The following is an 18,593-nucleotide window of genomic DNA, read 5'->3' as shown; positions in this document are numbered from 1 at the left end:
GGCAGGGAATGAAGAAGAAGAGAACCGATCAGCAGCCTGTCATCGGCGTTCTGCAGAACGAGTCGCCCGGCACTCCCCCCTTCACCGAGCCTGAATATTGCCGCCGACTCTGTCAGGCCGGACGCAAACACGGCGTCCGAGTTATCGTATTTTCGCCTGAATGGGCCGACCTTGCTTCCGGTACGGTGAACGGTTATGTCTACGGCGACCAGCGATGGGAGCCTTGCACTACCGCGTTGCCTTCCCTTGTGTACAACCGGTGCATCTTCTCCGGCGGAAGCGCCAGCGCCAAAGCTTCAACCGCCCTTGCCAAGCTGCTGCGGAGCAGACGCACAGCCCAGTTGGGGGTCGGATTGCGGGGCAAATGGGACATCTACCGCTCCTTATCCACAGAGTCTGGCCTGAGCGCGATTCTGCCGCCCACTCATCTTTACAAGGGCAAGCGCAGCCTCGCTGCTGCGCTGTCCCGCTACGACGGAAGCCTGTTCCTGAAGCCTCATGCCGGCTCCAAGGGGAAATCTGCGCTCCGGGTACAGTATCGCCGGACGGCACAGCAAAGAGATGGAAGCCATGCCCCCTTACTCCATATAACAGGACGCGATCAACGCAACCGCCCGCTGACGAAGCATTTTGAATGCACCGAGAATGGATACGACTGGATTGCCGGCTTTATCGGCAGACGAACCTTTGTCATGCAGCCTTGCTTATCCTTGCTGACGCAGGCAGGCGAGCCATTCGACATTCGTGTGCTGATGCAAAAGAATGACCGGGGCCGTTGGGCGATGACCGGCATGGCCGCACGCATCGGTGCCCCTGACAGCATTACTTCCAATCTCCATGGAGGCGGGCGGGCCGTGTCTGTCCTTCCATTTTTGAAGCGCGAATACGACCTGGAGCGTGCCGAGCGGCTCATGGAGCAGCTGCATGCCTATAGCGAGCGCATTCCCCCTCTACTTGAAGCACGACACGGGCGTCTGATGGAGGTCGGCCTGGATTACGGCATTGATCGGGAAGCCCGCATGTGGCTGCTGGAGGTCAATTCGAAGCCGGGCAGGACGGTCTTCCGTCAGACAGGCGAGCGGGAAGCCGCTGTGAAATCCGTGGAAAATCCCATCTTGTATGCGCGCTATGTATTGGGTCGACATCTTAGGAGGGTAAGTCCATGAGTTTGACGGTATGCAACGTCCACTTAACACCTAAATCCGAGAAAACAGTGTATCTCTCCAGCACCTTAATGAAGCAACTGAAGCTAACCGGCAAAAAATCAGTACGGCTTCGATTGGGCAAGGCGACAATCCCTGCTACGCTGAAGCCGGTGAAGCGTCCAGGCAACCATGTCATCATACCAGCTGGCCTTCGTAGCTTCGTCCGGGTGCCGAAATCCGGTATGGTCTATCTTCGCAACGATCAGGAAGGCGATCTGCAATTGGGACCGCTAATCGGCATCTTATCGGATTCCTCGCTGCGCACGCAGTCGCATCCATTCGGCGGCCGAACCTCGTTCATTAAGCAAATTTTGCGCGCCGGCAATAAGAAAGCCTACGTCTTTGCCTTCACTCCGCGCGACATCAATTGGCATAACGAGACCGTCAACGCCTACTTCCTATCGGAATCCGGCAGTTGGATCCGGCGCACCGTGCCGCTGCCGGATGTCGTATATAACCGGCTGCCGAGCCGGAGGGCAGAGACGACGCCCTCGATCCAGATGCTGCGGGAGCGGTTCGTTCGCCGGAACATCCCTTTTTTCAACTGGAGCTTCTTCAAAAAATCCGATATCTACGAGCTGCTGGAAAACGATCTGGAGGCCAATCTCCACGTGCCGGATTCGGTCATGAATCCGACGCCGGACACGATTCGCGACATGCTGGCCCGCCATCAGTTCGTCTACTACAAGCCGACCTCGGGAAGCCTCGGTATCGGCATCTATCGGCTGACCTACCTACCGAGAAAAGGATATTTCGCACGTTACACAGTCAACGGCAAAAACACGCTGCTCCGCTTCAAGCAATTCTCAAGCCTCATGCGCATGCTGCAAGGAAGGCACGGCCGTTCGCTGCGTAACTATGTCGTGCAGCAGGGAGTTCGGCTCGTCGAGATCGATGGCTGTCCGATCGACTTCCGCTTCCATATGCACAAGAACGGGGAGAATGACTGGACCGTTGTCGGAATCGGGGCCAAGAAAGCCGGCAAAGGCAGCGTTACCACCCACGTGAAGAATGGCGGTCAACTGATGACGCCGGAGCAGGCTCTCCAGCGGATGTTCGGCAACAGAGCCGACGAAGTGCTTGTCAATATGAAAAGGGTAGCCATCGAACTGGCGCTGGCCATTGAACGGAACTATCCTCATCTGCTTGGTGAGCTCGGCTTCGATCTCGGCATTGACCGGGATGAGCATGTATGGATGTTCGAGGCCAATGCCAAGCCTGGGCGCTCAATATTCAAGCATCCATCCTTGCGCACTGAAGGTCAATCATCCATTGAACATATCCTGGATCACTGTTTGTTCCTAAGCAAATTCCGCAGGAGGGATCCGATGTGAGTGGCATAGAGCAAGATCAGCTGCCGGTCGTCGCCATTCTGACGATCGAGGATGCCAAGGAAAAATTCCGCGGCAATCGCGATAACTTCCTGGATATCTTGCGTGCGGGCAAGGATCTCGGATTTACCGTATATATCGTGACCGTGAGGGATCTGAAGCTCGATGCCAAGCGAATCGCGGGCTATGATTACAACGAGGATAAGCAGGCCTGGCAGCAGGATTGGTTCCCCCCTCCCCGCATCGTCTATAACCGCATACCGCTGCGGGAGGATGAGAATCTGCCTGCCGTCCGCAACAAGATTGAGGAGATTCTGGAGCATCACAGCATTCGCCTGTATAATCCTTACTTTTTCAACAAATGGCAATTGTTCGAATGGCTGAAAAAATCGAGGGCCACCCGGCCCTTCATCCCCGCGACGCGGCGGCTGCGCACCTCTGTCGCGCTGGCCAAAATGTTGAACAAACATCCCTATCTGTTCCTGAAGCCGGAGACGGGAAAGGCCGGCATGGGCATTATGACGCTGCGCGTCAATCATACGAAAGCGATGAAGTTCCGGCTGAAAACCCAGGACAAGAGAAGGAGCGCCCTGTTCAAATGCGCCACGATCTCGAAGCTGTGGGCCCGGATACGCAAGCAGGCCGGGACCCATGATTATATCGTCCAGCAAGGCATTCCACTGGCTACGTTGAACCGGCGGCCGTTTGATTTGCGGGTGCTCGTGCAGAAGAACAGCAAAGGCCAATGGGATATTACCGGTGTCGGCGCCCGTGTCGCCGGCTCTTCGAGCATTACGACCCATGTCCCCCGCGGCGGAAGCATCGAGAATCCCGAGAAGCTGCTCAGCGCAAATTTCGGTGCCGAACAAGCGCGGAGAACGATGGCCCGGACTAAAAACGCGGCCATCATCATCGCCCGGCAGATCGAACGAGGCTCCGGGCATATGCTTGGCGAGATGTCGATGGATTTGGGCGTAGATACGAACGGCAGCATCTGGTTCTTCGAAGCCAATGCGAAGCCAATGAAATTCGATGAGCCTCATATTCGGAGGCGCTCGCTGGAACGAATTTTCCAGTATTCGACTTATTTGTCCCGAACCGGCGGATAACGTCAAAGAAGGTGAAGACGCTTGGATGAACCCGTTCTTGGCATCTTGACGCTCTATATGAATGAACACAAACAATTGGAAGAACGGCATATTTATCAGAAGATGACTGTGGCCGGCAAGAAGCTGGGATTGACCGTCTTCGTATTCACCCCGGAGGATGTCGATGACCATCAGAAGCGAATCAACGGTATGTGGTACCATCCGAAGAGCGGGCGCTGGACGCGTAAATGGACCCGCTTCCCGACTATGATCTTCGACCGGTGCCGCATTCAGAAAAGCTACCGGTTCGAGCAGCTGAAGCGGTTCCGCAGCAAATACCCGAAACTCCTGTATCTGAATCGTCCGCTCCGCAATAAATGGACGATCTACCAAGTGCTCTCCACGGTCCCGTCCTTGAAAAAATATCTTCCCGACACAAGGCTGTATTCGGGAATTCAGGATGTGCAGCGCATGCTGAAGGAGCGGCCGCTGATCTACCTGAAGCCGATTAACGGTACGGGAGGGCGCGGCATTCTTCGCATCCAGCGCCTCCGCTCGGCGGACGGTGTGGTCTATGTCGAGGGAAGGGATCATCAGCGGCAGGTCATCCGGCCGATGAAAATGACCTTCTCTCAGTTGGCCGCCAGGCTAGCCTCCTGGAAGGCGAACGACCGCTACCTCATCCAGCAGGGCATCGCGCTCAAGCTGCCGAGCGGACGCGTGCATGATTACCGGATGCTCGTTCAGAAGAACGGCTCTGGCGCCTGGTCGGTTACGGGCTGCGCCGGGCGCGTCGGACCGATCAATAGCATCACATCCAATCTCCATGGCGGAGGCCAGGCCGTGCGGATGGAGGAGCTGCTGACACAGTGGATAGGAGACAAAGGCCGCATCCAGGATATCCGCAAGGAGGCCGAAGCCCTCAGTCTCGCGGTAGCCGAATTCCTGGAGAAGCGATATGATGCTCTCTGCGAGCTGGCGCTCGATCTCGCGATCGACCAGAAAGGGGGCATCTGGCTGCTTGAGGTCAATCCGAAGCCGGCGCGAGAAGTGTTCCACCGCATCGGCGACAAGAAGACGTACCGCAACTCGATTGTGCGCCCGCTGGAATACGCATCCTGGCTGTACCGGAAAAAGGCGGGCATTAAACTGCCGGATTCCGACAAATCGCCGCCGCCGACAGCCGACAACAAATCGGAAGGATAAGAATGACGGTTGAATTCAGAATCGTCCATCATATACGACAGGCGCAGCTCTCAGAGTCTGCGCCTGTCGCGGTTAAGATGCTGTCGTACGGTATAAGTCCAACAGCTCGTCGAATTGACGGATGATGACGTCTGAGCCCTCAAGCTCCTGTTCCTGACCGAAGCCGGCATACTGGCAGCCGATGACGGCAAGTCCGTTCTCCTTCCCCGCTTCCACGTCAGAGGAGCGATCGCCGATCATCCAGGCCGAATCGATGCCATGCTCCGACTTCAGGATCCGCACCAGTTCCACCTTAGTCTCGGTGCCTCTTCCCCCCGCACTGTATAAACCGGTGAACAGCTCGTCCATGCCGAAGGTCTTTATGATCGCCTGTATATATTCCTCCAGCCCGTTGCTTGCGACGAATAGCTTCACGCCTTCCCGCTGCAGTTCGGCCAATGTCTCCTTCACCTGCGGATACAGCTCCGAGATTCCTTCGTTCAATCCGGATAACTCGTAGTGCAGCAGAAGCTCGTCCGCGCGCCGGTGCGCCTCCGGGCTGCCTTCCGGCATGACCTGCTTCCAGATGTCCGCCAGCAGCATACCAAGCGATCCGAGTATCAAATCTTCCGGGGGCGTCGGCCCCTCATGCAGCTTCTCGCTCCGCAATGTATCGAATACCCGATGATACGCTGTCACCAAAAGCGATTCCGTGCGGAACAGCGTCCCGTCCATATCGAAGATCATCGCTTCCGGGCGCGGAAGCCGGTCTGCGCGCAATGTGGCCATACTCACAACAAGTCCCTCCAATTGTCGTCATTAAGTTAACGGTCAGTGACCCCACTATACCATAAGCAGCGGCCCAACCGGAGCGTTTTCCCTTATTCTTCTCTTTAAAATTATGTTACGGCTCCTGCCCGTTCACTTGAGGAACGTCTGCATATCGGATAACATCATAGTACAGCATGTAACACGGAGGCGAACCGATTTGGAACAAGTGATAATTATAGGCGCCGGGCCCTGCGGGCTGTCGGCCGCGATCGAATTGCAGCGCAGCGGTTGGGATCCGCTCATTATCGAGAAGCAGTGCATCGTACACTCCATCTACCGTTATCCGACCCATCTCCAGTTCTTCAGCACGCCGGAGCTGCTGGAAATCGGCGGCATCCCGTTCGCGACCCCGAATGAGAAGCCGTACCGTCACGAAGCGCTCGTCTATTACCGCAGGGTGTCGGAGCAGTATGGGCTCCGTATCCGCTCCTATGAAGAAGTTAAGGATATCGCCAGGAAGGAGGACGGCATCTTCACGCTGCACACGGAGACCCGCAGCGGAGAAGCGCTTACTTACCGAAGCCGGCATGTGGTCATTGCGACCGGCTATTTCGATTATCCGAACCTCCTGGGCATCCCGGGCGAGGATCTCCCGCATGTCACCCATTATTTCCAGGAGGCGCATCCGTACGCCGGCATGAAGGTCGTCATCATCGGCGGCAGCAATTCTGCCGTCGATGCCGCGCTCGAATGTGAGCGGGTGGGCGCCCAGGTAACCATCGTCTATCGCGGCACAGAGATCTCCGGCAATATCAAGCCGTGGGTCCGCCCAATTCTGGAGGGCAAGCTCGCCAAGGAGCGGATCCATATTCGTTATGACTCCCGTGTCGTCGATATTGCCCAAGATCAGGTGCGCCTTGAGTGCGGCGACGGGTCGACAGAAGAGATTAGCTGTGACTTCGTGCTCGCCCTAACCGGCTTCCGTCCCGATCGCAAGCTGCTGGAGTCGAGCGGTGTCCGCATGCAGAACGATCAGGACAAGCCCGTCTATGATACGGAGACGATGGAGACGAACGTGCCCGGCCTGTATGTTGCGGGCGTCATCGCATCGGGCCGCAATGCGAACGAAGTCTTCATCGAGACCGGCCGCTACCATGGCCGGTTGATTGCCGACCATATCGGCCCCAACCCCGACGCCGCGGCGGAAGACCGTACGACCAACGGATAGCCGCCCGGCTCCCAAATGGATGGAGTGCGATCCGCCAATCATGGACCGTACTCCGTCCGTGATTGGTCCGCATGCCGCCCTCCATCGGACTAGCATCGTCCGGTAAACGGACACGTGCCCCTTTCCATAGAACCAGGCTTCATCCGTAAATTATGCTGTCTTCGTTCGGCTTACTAGGCATCCTACGTGAATGAACACGTTCTGTTCTTATTGGACTAAGCAAGCACCTTCCACGAGTGTAAGGCCCATTCTAACGGAATGCCGCCTCCCACGCATTACATCACAGGCCGTAAACGGATAGCCCTCCACCATATTTCATTACGGTACATGACACCACTCTCCCATTGCATCAGGGCAGCCTCACTTTCCGTCTCTTTTCGTCGATATCCCATCGAGTCATGACGATCTCATATTTCAACTCTTTGCATCGCTATCCCATCGAGTCAGGGCGATCTCACTTTTCAACTCTTTCCACCACTATCACATCGAGTCAGGACGATCCCCCACTAGTTCTTTACATCCCCATCGGCTCAAAGTTCTAACACACAATATCCAATATTCAGATAAACACATTATTTTAAAGCAAGAACACTCCATCCAAACCATCTTATTTTGATTGTTAGATCTAATTCTATTATGGTTATTCACTTTCTACCTGGCTTATGGGGAGATTGGCTATAAGAGACTCCGAGTTCATTCATCTTCCTGACCGAAAGGGAGATTGGTTATAAGGCAATCCAAACACATTCCTCCTGAACGACGGGGAGTTTCGTTATAAGGTAACCTGCACATATACATCTTCCTGACCCAAAGGGAGATTGGTTACAAGGCTATCCGAGCACACCCTTCTTCCTGACGACAGGAGAGCTGGTAATTGGGCAACCCAGGCTCATCCAGCTTCCTGACCGACGGGGAGAGTGGATATAAGGCAGTTGGACCTTCTCCGACTCCCTACCCGACATTGAAAATCATGCTCTCTCAAATGAAAAAAGCGGATTGCCAACTGGCCTCCGCCTATCAGTATCATAAATATTTTGAAGCTGCTGCTTACTTCGCCAAGGCTGGCAGCAGGGCCGTTCTCGTCTTGAAATCGGCGCCCTTGTAGTACATATCTGCGACAAGCAGATTCGGTCCGCAGCAGGCGGCCGCCGGGCAATGGCAGTCGACTGTGCGGGACAGCGGATGGTCCTGCAACCAGGAATTGAAAATATCGTCCAGCCGGCTCTCGTAAATGCTGCCGAAGGCCGGAATGTCCGCGAAGTCGGTCACGAAGACATCGCCGCTGAACAGGTTGACATTCAACCGGTTGCGCCCGTCCGGATCGTTCCGCAGCGTGACCATCGGCTCAGAGCGGAGGCGCTGAAGGAGCTTCTGGTCTTCTTCGTCCGTATTGCAAGCGAAGAAAGGCAGCGTCCCGAACAGCATCCAGACGTCTTGGTGGCGGGTGTCGAGCAGCCGATGTATCGACTGTCTCAGATCGGACAGCGGCAGCACCGGAAGATTCTGAGCGAACGAGCTAGGGTACATTGGATGCACCTCATGGCGCTGGCAGCCCATCTCGACGATAAGCTGATGAATCTCGCTCAGCTGACTGTGTGTCCGGTAGTTGATCATCGACTCGGCCGAAATGTACATTCCTGCCTCGCTCAGCCGCTTCGTATTCTCGATCATGCGCTCATATAACCGGGATGCGGCCCCGGACTTGACCTCATGGCTTGTATGAGTGAACCCGACCGCATGGAAATCTTCCATGCACGTATAGTTGAACGAAATGTGCATGACGTCCAAATATGGAGCGACCAGTTCATAGCGGCCGATATCGAAGGTCAGATTCGAGTTGATCTGGGTCCGTATTCCTCGTTCGCTGGCGTATCTCAAAATCGGAACGATATAGTCGGTTACGGTCTTCAGATGGAACATCGGCTCCCCTCCCGTAATACTGAGCGTCTCCAGATGCTCGACCTCATCCAGCCGCTTGAGCATGAGGGAGAGCGGCAGCTTCGGCGGCTCGCTCATCATGAGCGTGTGTCCTACCGCACAATGCTCGCAGCGCATGTTGCACATCTGGGCCACCGTCATCTCGACGCTGGTCAGGACATGACGTCCGTACGCGCGCAGCGAGCGAATCGGATCCCAAGGATCATACGCCGGGCTGATCTGTTGCTTTTCCTTGACTCGTTCCATTTCTAGTTGATTCATACTACATTCCACCTTATTTTTCCATTAACCTGTTGGCTGGCGATTTCCTTCGCCACCCTGCCCGAACAGCAGTCATCTCTCCAACTGTCGAGCGGCCAGAGGCTCGCTCCGTGCAGCCGAAGCGCTTGCTCCGGGCAAAGCTGGTCATCCGGGCCGATTATCGATTAGGCCGCACGCTTCTTCTCCTTGCGACGGAACCCCTTCGGCGCCCACCAATTGGCCCGCCCCATCAGCTTCATCAGCGAGGGCACGAGGAAGATGCGGATCAAGGTCGCATCGAGCAGTACCGAAGTGGCCAGCCCAAGGCCGATCGCTTTCATCATTTCATTATCCGTGAAAATAAAGGCGCCTACCACGACGATTAAAATGAAGGCGGCGCTCGTAATGATTCCGCCGGTCTTCATGAGGCCGTCTGCCGTGCTGTGCTCGTTATGTCCCGTACGCTCGTATTCCTCGGCAATCCGCGACAACAGGAAGACTTCATAATCCATCGATATGCCGAAGACGACGCAAAATATGATGACCGGCAGCATCGCAACCACCATGCCGGTCGACGTGACCTGGAACAGATCGGCCAAATATCCGTGCTGGAAGACAAGCACGACGATGCCGAGGCTCGATCCGAGACTCAATATGTTCATCAGCACCGCCTTCAATGGAAGCAGAACCGAACGGAAAGCGATGAACAATACCAAGTATGTCACGATCAGGATGAAGACGACGACATAAGGAAGCGCCCCCGTAATGCGCTCGATTATGTCGAGCTGCACCGCCGGTCCGCCTGTCACATATTTGGCGGTCATTCCGCCCTGGAGCTCCCAATTCCGCAGGCTGTGGACGAGATCGCGCACTTCCTGCCCTTCCGGGTCGCCATCGGGAATGACCTGCATGACGATAAGCCGCTCCTTCGACAGATGGCTGCTCTCCAATTGAGCGCGCAGGGCAGGATCCTTCAAGGCCTCCGCCTTCGCGTCCAGGCCGGGCAGTCTGCTCATCAAGCTTACGTAACTGTCGACGCGCCGCACTCCATTGATCCGGCTCAGCTCGGTCTGCCAGGCTTCCACCTGCCGGATCGTCCCGGCATCCGTATAGGGCTGCTCCATACGCAGCGCGATGAGAATCGGGTTCAGTTCCCGCTTGTCATATGCCTCGTTCAGCAGATCGGAGCCAGCTCGCGACTCGTACTTCGGCGGCAGCATCTCCGCGTCCGGAATACCGATATTCATGCCGGCCATCGGCAGCGCGAGGCCGGTCAGCAGAACGAACAGGATGATGACAATCGTAACCGGCCGCTTCATTACGCGATGCGCGATTCCGCGCCAGAAGGCGCTGCCTCCTTCCGCATCCAGGCTGCGGAAGCGCACAGGAATAACCGGAAAGCGATTGATGCGCTCGCCGAATACGCCCAGCAGAGCCAGCAGCAGCGAGTTGCCTACGATGACGGACATCGTCACGACGAGCACGCCGCCCAGGCTCAAGGAACGGAACAGAGCCAGATCGATGAACGCCATCGCCACCAACCCGATCAACACTGCCACACCGGAGAAAAATATCGAGCGCCCCGCTTTCTGGGCGGTCATCGCCACCACGGCTTCAACCGAGCCCTGCTGCCGCAGCTCTTCCCGGAAGCGGCTTACCATGAACAGCGCATAATCGATCCCGACGGCGAGCCCGAGCATCGTCACGACATTCGGGAGAAAGTTGCTGAGCGAATCGGTCCCAAATGAGATGAAGTAGATCAGACCGAGGGTGATAATCACGCTGACAACACCGACGATGAGCGGCAGCAGTCCGGCCAGCAGCGTGCCGAATACAGCAAGCAGAACGATGAGCGCAATCGGCAGTCCAATCAACTCCGACTTCACAATGTCCCGCTTGCTCGCTTCCTGCATATCGTAATAGACGGGGGTCGCTCCGCTGACATAGGTGTCAGCCTGCGGAAGATCGGGTATCCGGCTGCGGATCTCCGGATATCTCTCCAACGCTTCATTCGTATCCAGATTGAGAATGACGTGGACGGCGACGACATCCTGCCGCGCGTCATCCTGCCGCCCTTCCTGGCGAATACGGACGTCGCTGACGTACGGCTCCTGCTTCAGTCCGGAAAATCGTTGTTCGATCAGCCTGAATATGTCTTCCGTCATCAAGGAGGAGCCATCCCGGCTCTCATAGACGATATCCATCGTCGTCGAAGAGAGCCCGACCTCGCTGCGCAGTATGGACAGCCCCTGCTCCGATTCGCTGCCGGTGGGCGTAAAGCCGTTATCCTTGAGCATCGAAGGAACCTGCAGGGCTAAGAGAGACATGGCCAAAAAGAATACCGTCCAACCGATCCACACAGCGTGTCGTCGACGGTATACCCATTGTCCCCATGTCCAAAAAAAGCCGCGGCTGTCCGATTCCCGCACGTATGTCGCCCCCTGACCACTCTTATTATAGCTTCATTGTAAGCTTCCCGAGTGACAGGGTCAATTTTGGATGTGCGAGCTGACGATCGTCACATTCAACGACCGGGCCAGATCGACCTCGTGCGGCACGGCGAGCTTTTCTCCCTCGGGTCCGGTCAAGATTCGCACAATCGGCCGTTGGGGGTATTCCGAATGAATGCGGGCAACGACGCCGGTCTCGCCCGTGCTCAGGCGGACGGACATCCCGACGGGATAGACTGCAAGCCGGTCACGGAACACGGCAAGCATCGATGCATCATAGAGCGTATCCGCTCCCGTGTACAGCAATTCCAGCGCTACGTGGGGCAAGATCGCCTCCTTATACACCCGATGCGACGTCATCGCATCATAGGAATCGGCGATCGCCACCCATTTCGCATATTCATGAATCTCATCGGAACGAATTCCGCGCGGGTAGCCGCTGCCGTTCAGACGCTCATGATGCTGAAATGCGCAATGGGCGGCAAGCAGCGGAATATTCGGCTCCTCCTTCAAGATGAGATAGCCAAGCTCGGCATGCCGCTTCATCTGAGCGAATTCCTCATCCGTCAGCTTCCCGGGCTTGTTCAAAATATTCAGATCAATCTGCGTCTTCCCGATATCATGAAGCAGCGCGCCCATGCTCAATACCCGCTGCTCTTCCTTCCCATACCCGTGGTGGATGCCAAGCAGCGTCGTATAAATGCATACATTCAACGAATGCTGGAACAGGTAATGATCGGTCGCCTGCATATCGTTCAGCATGACCATTGCGTCTTCATGGCCGGACAGCTCGTCGATAATCGAATCGAGTATGCCTCCAAATGCTTTGCCAATCGAAGAGGGTTGCCGCGGCTGCTTCCGTGATGTCGAATCATTCATCATCTGCTTGAACTGGTGCCGAACTACGCCCGTCGCTTCCCTGCGCGTCTCCTCGCTTAACAGCGAAGGAGCCTCGATCCCTTCCGTCCGGTTATCCTCAATGTAGACATAAGAGACGCCCATCTTCCAGAGCCGGTCAATATATGCTTCGGACAACTGTACCGCCTCGTTCAACAGGACGAGGCCTTCTTCATTGAAAATTTTTTTCGCTAGCCGCATGCCGGGACGGCAAGCCTGAATTGGCATCCAACGCACACATGGTCAACCCCTGCTGTTTCTGACTTTGCAATTTCTTTTCCTATGATCGTACGACTCCATCAGCTACTCTATCATAGCAAAAATGCTGCCGTGCGCGAAGAGGAGAATGTTGCTTTCTGTCGCTACCCGGAGCGGGTTGTTGCAGAAACTGTCGGATGGTGAACGTCCGCATTGGCATCGCCGATTTACCGGATAATAAAGAACCAGAACAGTCCGGCAAGCACGAAGCGATAGATGGCAAAATGGCGCAGCCGAATGCGCTGGATATGCTTCAAAAAGATGACGACAACGATATACGCAACGATAAAGGAAACGATAAAGCCGAGAGCAAAAAAACCGATAATATCCAGGGTAAGCATGCGATACCCGTCGATCAGTTCGTAGCCGCTCGCCATGAACATAATCGGAATCGCCATCAGAAAGGAGAAGTCGGCAGCCGCCCGATAGCTGACCCCGCTTAGCATGCCCCCGGACATCGTCGAGCCCGAACGGGAAAAGCCCGGAAAGACGACAGAGAGAATCTGGTACAGTCCGATCAAAAACGCCTGCAGGTACGTAATGTCATCCATCGTCTCTGCGGCCGGCTTGCGCCGGGAGCCGAACCATTCCGCAATCCACATGAATACGCCTCCGGCCACAAGAGCCCATAGTATGGTCGGAGTATTGTCGAACTGGCTCTTGATGTAATCTCGGGCGAAGAAAGCGACGATGAGGGCGGGACCGATGCCAAGCGCCACATGCAGCAGATTGAGCTGCTGCGTGCGGACATGCCCCTGCGCCACCGTCCGGCTTCGCAGTCCGAGCATCTCAAGAATCCGCTGCCAGTACACGACCGTAATCGCGAGAATCGCGCCCAGTTGGATGACGATCTCGAACGTCTTCAGAAATTCCTCCTGTTCGGCGATGCCCATAAGCCGGGTCGTCAAAATCATATGCCCGGTAGAGGAAACCGGGATAAATTCCGTCAAGCCTTCCACGATGCCCAAAATGACCGCTATCCAAATATAGACCATGATAGGTGTCCACCTTTCCGACTAACGATAATGGACAATCGCAAGCCGATCCTCGCGGCAGCGGCGCAGTTCCTCCGCCTTCCGCAGCTGGACGGCCAAAATATCGCGCAGCATCTCCGGCAGGAAAAACGTGATATCCTGTCCATTTTTCAAGCTCGGATAGCCTCCGCCAAAAACAAACATGTCGATCGTGCCGACGACAAGCCTGTCGTTATCGGCCACTTCCCGGCCGTCGAACCACAGCCGGATCCGCTCCTCGTCCGGTTCGGACGGATCGAACGTCCATTCCACCTGGAGCCCGTCCACGCACAGCGTGCCAAGCTGATCCCCGCGGAACCCATAACCGCGGACCACCCGCCCGTAGCATTCCTCATGGAGACTCTCCCGGATTGCCTGCTTCACGTCTGCGCCGGATAGATGCATCCGGACCGGATTAATGGGAGAGGGACATAGCGTATGCAGTATGCCCTCGGTCACCGTGCCGGCTGGCAGATCCCCAAGCAGTTGGCCCGCATTGACGAGACCGATATCCGCTCCGGTATGGTCGCGAATAGCTTGGGCCAGCAGCTGGCCGAGAGGAGACGGCCGATCGTAACGCACGGCGAGCGGCTCCGCGACTTGAGCGACAGGGACAGACAGTGTCCGGGTCCCCTCGGCCCTGACCTGGAGAAGTTCGGCCTCCACGATCGGATCAGGAAGCTCTCCGGTCACTGGAGTACAACGCACTGACAGCTCCATCTCCCCCGATGGGGCCCGCCGGCACTCGGCCACACCCAGATGATCGCCGTATTTCCCCGCAGCCAGCAGCCAGGTCCGGCCCACTTTATGCCCGTCCGGAAGCAGGTGATGGCTGTGCCCGCCCAGAATAAGGTCGATCCCTTCCGTTTCTTCTGCCATTCTCACATCCGTCGTCAGCCCGCAGTGCGACAGGACGACGAGCAGATCAACGCGAGGACGGAGAGCAGAGAGCGCCTCCCGAACGGCGGATATCGGCTCGCCTACCTCCCATCCGAGCAAACGGTAATAATCGACATAAGGAGCAGTAACGCCGACGATGCCGATCCGAATTCCTTCGCGCTCCATCTCGACCCACGGCTTCAGCCAGTCCGGACGCTGCCCGGTGCTGAGCGCGGTGACGTTTGCGGCCAGGACAGGAAAGCGTGCATTGCTCCGATACACTTGCCCGAGCCGCTCCGGCACGAATGTCAGCCCTTCATTATTGCCGATCACAGCGGCATCGTAGCCGAGCCGGTTCATAAGCCGCACATTCGCTGCGCCGTAGGTCCCCTCTGTCTCCATATAAGCCCGGTCCATATGATCGCCACCGTCCAGCAGCACGATCTTCTCCCCGCAATGCTGCCGGTAACGGCTCATGAGCGAGGCTAGACGGGCCGCTCCGTTCCAATGGCTATGAATATCGTTCGTGTATAGCAATAGAATCGAAGCCGATGTATTCAACTGAGGCGATGGCATCGTATCTCCCATCCTTCCCTAATCTAGAATGTCATGCACAGATTAGAATAGCATGTGTCCGATTCGGGTGACTACTGTGGAAGAACGAAGGGATGGCCGGGCACCCTCGCCGGAAGGAGCGGAGCATACAAGCCTTATTATTCTGTATACGAGCGCTGCGTTGATTTGATGACCGATAATTTTTAAGCAAAATGGGAAATGCTGTTGTCACGTTCCAATGAAGTTGATATGATTACGGTACATATGTTGTCTATTTTTGGCTAGGACGGTGAATGAACGTGAAGGTTCATGTCTTAAGCGTTACGGACGGCGATATCGTAGCGAAGGATATTTTTAATTCACACGGTCTTCTTGTGATTTCCGCTGGAACGAAATTGAAGGAGAAGGATATCGCCCTGCTCCTGCGGCATCATCTTGATTTTATCGATATTGAAGAGAGACAAGCCGAATCGATGACAACGCTTCCACAATTAGTTTCCTCTTCCGGAACGGATCAACTGCAGTCTTCCTATAAGGAAGCGGTCGCCGGAGTGGAGCAGTTATTCTATGAGGCGGCTGCCCATGGTCATATACAAGATGAACAGGTGGAACAAACATTAACGCCGCTGATTCACCAGATCAAAGCGGAACGGGATGTCGTCTCCCTGCTCTTGAGGATGGAGGCGGAAGATGATTGCACCTACCAGCATTCGGTCCAAGTCGGAATGCTATCCTATTATTTGGCGAAGTGGCTGAATTATAATGAAGCGGATGCGGTGCGTGTCGGCAAGGCCGGCTTCCTTCATGAGATCGGCATGGCTCTGGTGGATACGGATACCTCATCGCTTACTGCTGCGGGTATTCAGAACGAGGAAGAAGTCGAGAAAATGAAAAAGCACACCCGTTTCGGGTGCGACTTGCTACGAGGGACCTATGAGGACGAATGGCTGTATCTGACCGCGCTGCAGCATCACGAACGGCTAGATGGAAGCGGTTATCCGTCTGGCCTGAAGGAAGACGAGATTCATCCCGTCTCCCGTATCGTTGCAATTGCCGCTGTGTACAGTGAGATGACCTCGACCTGCAGCGGTCAGCCGAAGCAGAATCTGTTCTGCGTATTGCGGGATCTGCACGCGATGAGTTTTGGTCAATTGGATCCGACGATGACCCACACCTTTATCCGGAACATGATTCCGAACTTCCTGCACAAGCAAGCCCGCCTGAATGACGGCCGGACGGGAGTCATCGTGATGTCGAATCAGACCGAGCTGTTCCGCCCGCTCGTGCAAATCGATCAAGAGTTCGTCGATCTGGCACAGCGGAGACAGTTGGAAATCGAGCATGTATACGTGTAGCTGCATCATTATTATTTGCGGGGCGTTTTCAATTCTCCCTTGACCCGGTGCGACATCAACTCGGAGACCGTGACTATGGAGTAGCCCCGCTTTTTGAGTTCCGGCAAAATCTGCTTCAACGCCTCCACCGTCTGCGCACGGCCCTCCGCGAAATCATGCATCAGCACGATATCCCCATTTCGGGCCGAATTCAGTACTTTATTGACGATGCGCTGCACACCGGGCGAGCTCCAGTCCTTCGTGTCCTGATGCCATGACCACATGACGATGCGGTAATCGTTGGCACGAGCGACGTCGACCAGTTGCTGATTATAGTAGCCGCCGGGCGGACGATACAAGTGAGGGGCCGTTCCGGTCACCTCTTTGATGACCCGGTGCGCCTTCATCATATCCTCCTTGATCTCAGCGGCCGAAATCCCGCGGCGGAAATATTTATGGTAATACGAGTGGTTCCCGACCTCATGCCCTTCACGGACGGTACGTTTCACCAATTCCGGATTATCCTTCACCCGCCAACCAACCAGGAAAAAGGTAGCCTTGGCGTCATGCTGCTTCAGCAGCTCCAGAATGGCAGGCGTATTTTTGGGATCAGGACCATCATCAAAGGTGAGGGCAATTCGCTTACCGGCTGACGGCACCTCCCATACGATATCTCCCCGCTCCTCGAAGTAAGCCCGATCTTTACGAACCGGCTTTATAGCTGCGTTCGCCGGCATTGGCTCCAGTTCTTCCATAGCCGCAGCAGCAGGGTGTCTCTGCCGGACGGCCTCATCGCCGGCAACGTTTCCTGCAGCCTCCCCTCTATGAACCTTCGTCTCTGGCGCAACGAACAGCAAGGCTATAGCCACAAGACAGCTCATCCCGATTCGTGCCGCACGCTCCAGGCTTTTCCTTACGCGCTTCATGTCGCTTCCTCCTTCACAACTGTCGAGCATTCTCTGCGGTGCGCGATGCGGCGCAAGCAGTGAAGATTCACTTATTATGCGCCAGCGGAGGGAAGACATTCATGCGGCGGAACCGAATTCGAGGAATTCTGCGTTGGCAGAAGGAGCCTGGGAACAGAGGTGAGGAAATACTGCATATCTGGTTGCTATTGTTCAATTGACTCCATTACACGAAAGCCGCCTGACGAATTTTTCTTCAAGACAAGAATATAGATTATATTCCGATCGATATCATTAGCAGAGATAATGTAGGTCCTCTAGAGAAATCATGTTCTACCCTTCATCTATTTGAAAATTATCGGCGTAGGTCGCTTTCACATACTGTCTGGAGAATTCAAGCGCCGCCTGCTTTTCTGTATAGGTGTACGATCGATATCCAGCAAAAAGGATTATCAGGGCGGCGAGAACGAGCCAATTCATCAATCGGCGATGGTTGCGCATACGGTTCAGGTGCAAGAGATGGCTGCGCATAGGCTATCCTCTAAGACTTGCGGTTTCCAGCTATTTCTTCTACTGTACCACGTTCTGGTCAGGATGTATCATGCCGATCGCCCGCGGCCGGTCAGCGGCTTCCAGGATAAAATGCGTTCCAGCCGGAACGGTCGCCATCCCCTTGCCGCGAGACAGGTTGCATGCAGGACGTCCTCCCGGATATTGCGCACGACAATTCGCCGCTGAGTAATGGTTCCGTGCCGATCCTCATAGATGATTTCGATCGTGCTGCCTATATAATGCTCTGTCTTCACTATACATCACTCCGAATATTCGCATTTGTTTACTTCTAGCTAGCATATACGAACACATATTCGATATACAACGGTAAAAAGATGCAGTTTTCTCCGCTGCGAGGGAAGTGTAAACTGGATTGACTATGATGGGCGGCTTGTCGCGAGATAAGGTTGTCCTGTATGTTCGAACGGTTCCTTCGCCTGCCAGGAATGATGCAAAAATACAGGAATTCTACATGATCCGATCGTTGGAAAAGGGGATCCTGCAAAAGTGCAGGAATTTCACTCGTTTTCGCTTGAATACGTCGCAGTTTGAAGAAAATGATGCAGCTGCGCAGCAATTTCGTGATATTTCCCCTGACCTTGCCAAAATTGCTGCACTTTTGCAGGAATGCCACTTGGCGCAATTGCTGCTCCCCTTACAATGCCGCGGCTAGGCCGCTTGGGGCGCTATGCTGGTGCCCTTGCAAGGTTGCGCGGCTAGGCACTTGGGGCGCCTAGGCTGTTGCCACTAGCAAGGCTGCGCGG

15 protein-coding genes are annotated in these 18,593 nt (G+C 55.4%); 7 read left to right on the top strand and 8 right to left on the bottom strand.

What is annotated here, in order from left to right; all coding sequences use genetic code 11:
• Positions 1–8: 8 nt before the first annotated feature.
• From DQX05_RS21000 to DQX05_RS20985, 4 genes are read left to right on the top strand one after another with little or no spacing between them, the layout of a single operon-like run.
• Positions 9–1,166, top strand: coding sequence for a YheC/YheD family endospore coat-associated protein (locus DQX05_RS21000; RefSeq protein ID WP_119795431.1), 1,158 nt, complete (start codon positions 9–11; stop codon positions 1,164–1,166).
• A complete protein-coding gene (locus tag DQX05_RS20995; RefSeq protein ID WP_119795430.1) occupies positions 1,163–2,539 on the top strand; it encodes a YheC/YheD family endospore coat-associated protein in 1,377 nt (458 codons plus the stop codon). Before DQX05_RS21000 ends, DQX05_RS20995 begins: the two co-directional genes overlap by 4 nt.
• The gene (locus DQX05_RS20990; RefSeq protein ID WP_119795429.1) at positions 2,536–3,645 is read left to right on the top strand and encodes a YheC/YheD family endospore coat-associated protein; all 1,110 of its coding nucleotides are present in this window, start codon (positions 2,536–2,538) and stop codon (positions 3,643–3,645) included. The genes DQX05_RS20995 and DQX05_RS20990 overlap by 4 nt, the downstream gene beginning before the upstream one ends.
• Before the next feature lie 21 nt (positions 3,646–3,666).
• Positions 3,667–4,830 carry a YheC/YheD family endospore coat-associated protein gene (locus DQX05_RS20985; RefSeq protein ID WP_119795428.1) on the top strand — a complete coding sequence of 388 codons (1,164 nt, stop codon included), beginning with the start codon at positions 3,667–3,669 and terminating at the stop codon, positions 4,828–4,830.
• 72 nt (positions 4,831–4,902) lie between these two features.
• Here DQX05_RS20985 and DQX05_RS20980 read toward each other — a convergent pair whose 3' ends face one another.
• Positions 4,903–5,598: an HAD family hydrolase gene (locus DQX05_RS20980; RefSeq protein WP_119795427.1), complete on the bottom strand. Its 696-nt coding sequence runs from the start codon at positions 5,596–5,598 to the stop codon at positions 4,903–4,905.
• A gap of 199 nt (positions 5,599–5,797) precedes the next feature.
• Here DQX05_RS20980 and DQX05_RS20975 point away from each other — a divergent pair, with 199 nt between their 5' ends.
• Positions 5,798–6,808 carry a YpdA family putative bacillithiol disulfide reductase gene (locus DQX05_RS20975; protein WP_119795426.1) on the top strand — a complete coding sequence of 337 codons (1,011 nt, stop codon included), beginning with the start codon at positions 5,798–5,800 and terminating at the stop codon, positions 6,806–6,808.
• Positions 6,809–7,855: 1,047 nt separating this feature from the next.
• Here the strand turns inward: DQX05_RS20975 and yfkAB are convergent.
• The 5 genes from yfkAB to DQX05_RS20950 form a co-directional block, all read right to left on the bottom strand.
• Positions 7,856–9,007: a radical SAM/CxCxxxxC motif protein YfkAB gene (yfkAB, locus tag DQX05_RS20970; RefSeq protein ID WP_119795425.1), complete on the bottom strand. Its 1,152-nt coding sequence runs from the start codon at positions 9,005–9,007 to the stop codon at positions 7,856–7,858.
• Positions 9,008–9,171: 164 nt separating this feature from the next.
• Complete coding sequence (locus tag DQX05_RS20965) at positions 9,172–11,415, bottom strand: MMPL family transporter (RefSeq protein WP_119795424.1); 2,244 nt, start codon at positions 11,413–11,415, stop codon at positions 9,172–9,174.
• Positions 11,416–11,475: 60 nt separating this feature from the next.
• On the bottom strand, positions 11,476–12,561 hold the full coding sequence (locus DQX05_RS20960) for an HD-GYP domain-containing protein (RefSeq protein ID WP_119795482.1): 1,086 nt from the start codon (positions 12,559–12,561) through the stop codon (positions 11,476–11,478).
• A gap of 197 nt (positions 12,562–12,758) precedes the next feature.
• Positions 12,759–13,586, bottom strand: a complete 828-nt coding sequence (locus tag DQX05_RS20955) for an undecaprenyl-diphosphate phosphatase (RefSeq protein ID WP_119795423.1) — start codon at positions 13,584–13,586, stop codon at positions 12,759–12,761.
• A gap of 21 nt (positions 13,587–13,607) precedes the next feature.
• A complete protein-coding gene (locus DQX05_RS20950) occupies positions 13,608–15,059 on the bottom strand; it encodes a bifunctional metallophosphatase/5'-nucleotidase (protein WP_119795422.1) in 1,452 nt (483 codons plus the stop codon).
• 272 nt (positions 15,060–15,331) lie between these two features.
• Here DQX05_RS20950 and DQX05_RS20945 point away from each other — a divergent pair, with 272 nt between their 5' ends.
• Positions 15,332–16,393, top strand: coding sequence for an HD-GYP domain-containing protein (locus tag DQX05_RS20945; protein WP_119795421.1), 1,062 nt, complete (start codon positions 15,332–15,334; stop codon positions 16,391–16,393).
• 11 nt (positions 16,394–16,404) lie between these two features.
• On the opposite strand, the gene DQX05_RS20940 is transcribed toward DQX05_RS20945, so the two are convergent.
• Both DQX05_RS20940 and DQX05_RS20930 read right to left on the bottom strand, forming a co-directional pair.
• Positions 16,405–17,298 (bottom strand): polysaccharide deacetylase family protein, encoded by an 894-nt coding sequence (locus tag DQX05_RS20940; protein ID WP_119795420.1) that lies wholly within the window; start codon positions 17,296–17,298, stop codon positions 16,405–16,407.
• 578 nt (positions 17,299–17,876) lie between these two features.
• A complete protein-coding gene (locus DQX05_RS20930; RefSeq protein WP_119795418.1) occupies positions 17,877–18,083 on the bottom strand; it encodes a hypothetical protein in 207 nt (68 codons plus the stop codon).
• Positions 18,084–18,202: 119 nt separating this feature from the next.
• On the opposite strand from DQX05_RS20930, the gene DQX05_RS20925 reads away from it, so the two are divergent.
• The gene (locus tag DQX05_RS20925; protein WP_119795417.1) at positions 18,203–18,502 is read left to right on the top strand and encodes a hypothetical protein; all 300 of its coding nucleotides are present in this window, start codon (positions 18,203–18,205) and stop codon (positions 18,500–18,502) included.
• The last annotated feature ends 91 nt before the right edge of the window (positions 18,503–18,593 follow it).

Source organism: Paenibacillus thiaminolyticus (genome assembly GCF_003591545.1).
In the GTDB taxonomy this organism is placed as follows: Bacteria; Bacillota; Bacilli; order Paenibacillales; family Paenibacillaceae; genus Paenibacillus_B; species Paenibacillus_B thiaminolyticus_A.
This window is presented reverse-complemented; position numbering and strand designations above follow the sequence as displayed.

Bases quoted from the DNA above. Each gene is read 5' to 3' on its own strand.
- DQX05_RS20945 (WP_119795421.1), top strand. From the start codon at position 15,332: ATGAACGTGAAGGTTCATGTCTTAAGCGTTACGGACGGCGATATCGTA.
- DQX05_RS20980 (WP_119795427.1), bottom strand. From the start codon at position 5,598: ATGGCCACATTGCGCGCAGACCGGCTTCCGCGCCCGGAAGCGATGATC.
- DQX05_RS20960 (WP_119795482.1), bottom strand. From the start codon at position 12,561: ATGCCAATTCAGGCTTGCCGTCCCGGCATGCGGCTAGCGAAAAAAATT.
- DQX05_RS20950 (WP_119795422.1), bottom strand. From the start codon at position 15,059: ATGCCATCGCCTCAGTTGAATACATCGGCTTCGATTCTATTGCTATAC.
- DQX05_RS21000 (WP_119795431.1), top strand. From the start codon at position 9: ATGAAGAAGAAGAGAACCGATCAGCAGCCTGTCATCGGCGTTCTGCAG.
- DQX05_RS20940 (WP_119795420.1), bottom strand. From the start codon at position 17,298: ATGAAGCGCGTAAGGAAAAGCCTGGAGCGTGCGGCACGAATCGGGATG.
- yfkAB (WP_119795425.1), bottom strand. From the start codon at position 9,007: ATGAATCAACTAGAAATGGAACGAGTCAAGGAAAAGCAACAGATCAGC.
- DQX05_RS20955 (WP_119795423.1), bottom strand. From the start codon at position 13,586: ATGGTCTATATTTGGATAGCGGTCATTTTGGGCATCGTGGAAGGCTTG.
- DQX05_RS20995 (WP_119795430.1), top strand. From the start codon at position 1,163: ATGAGTTTGACGGTATGCAACGTCCACTTAACACCTAAATCCGAGAAA.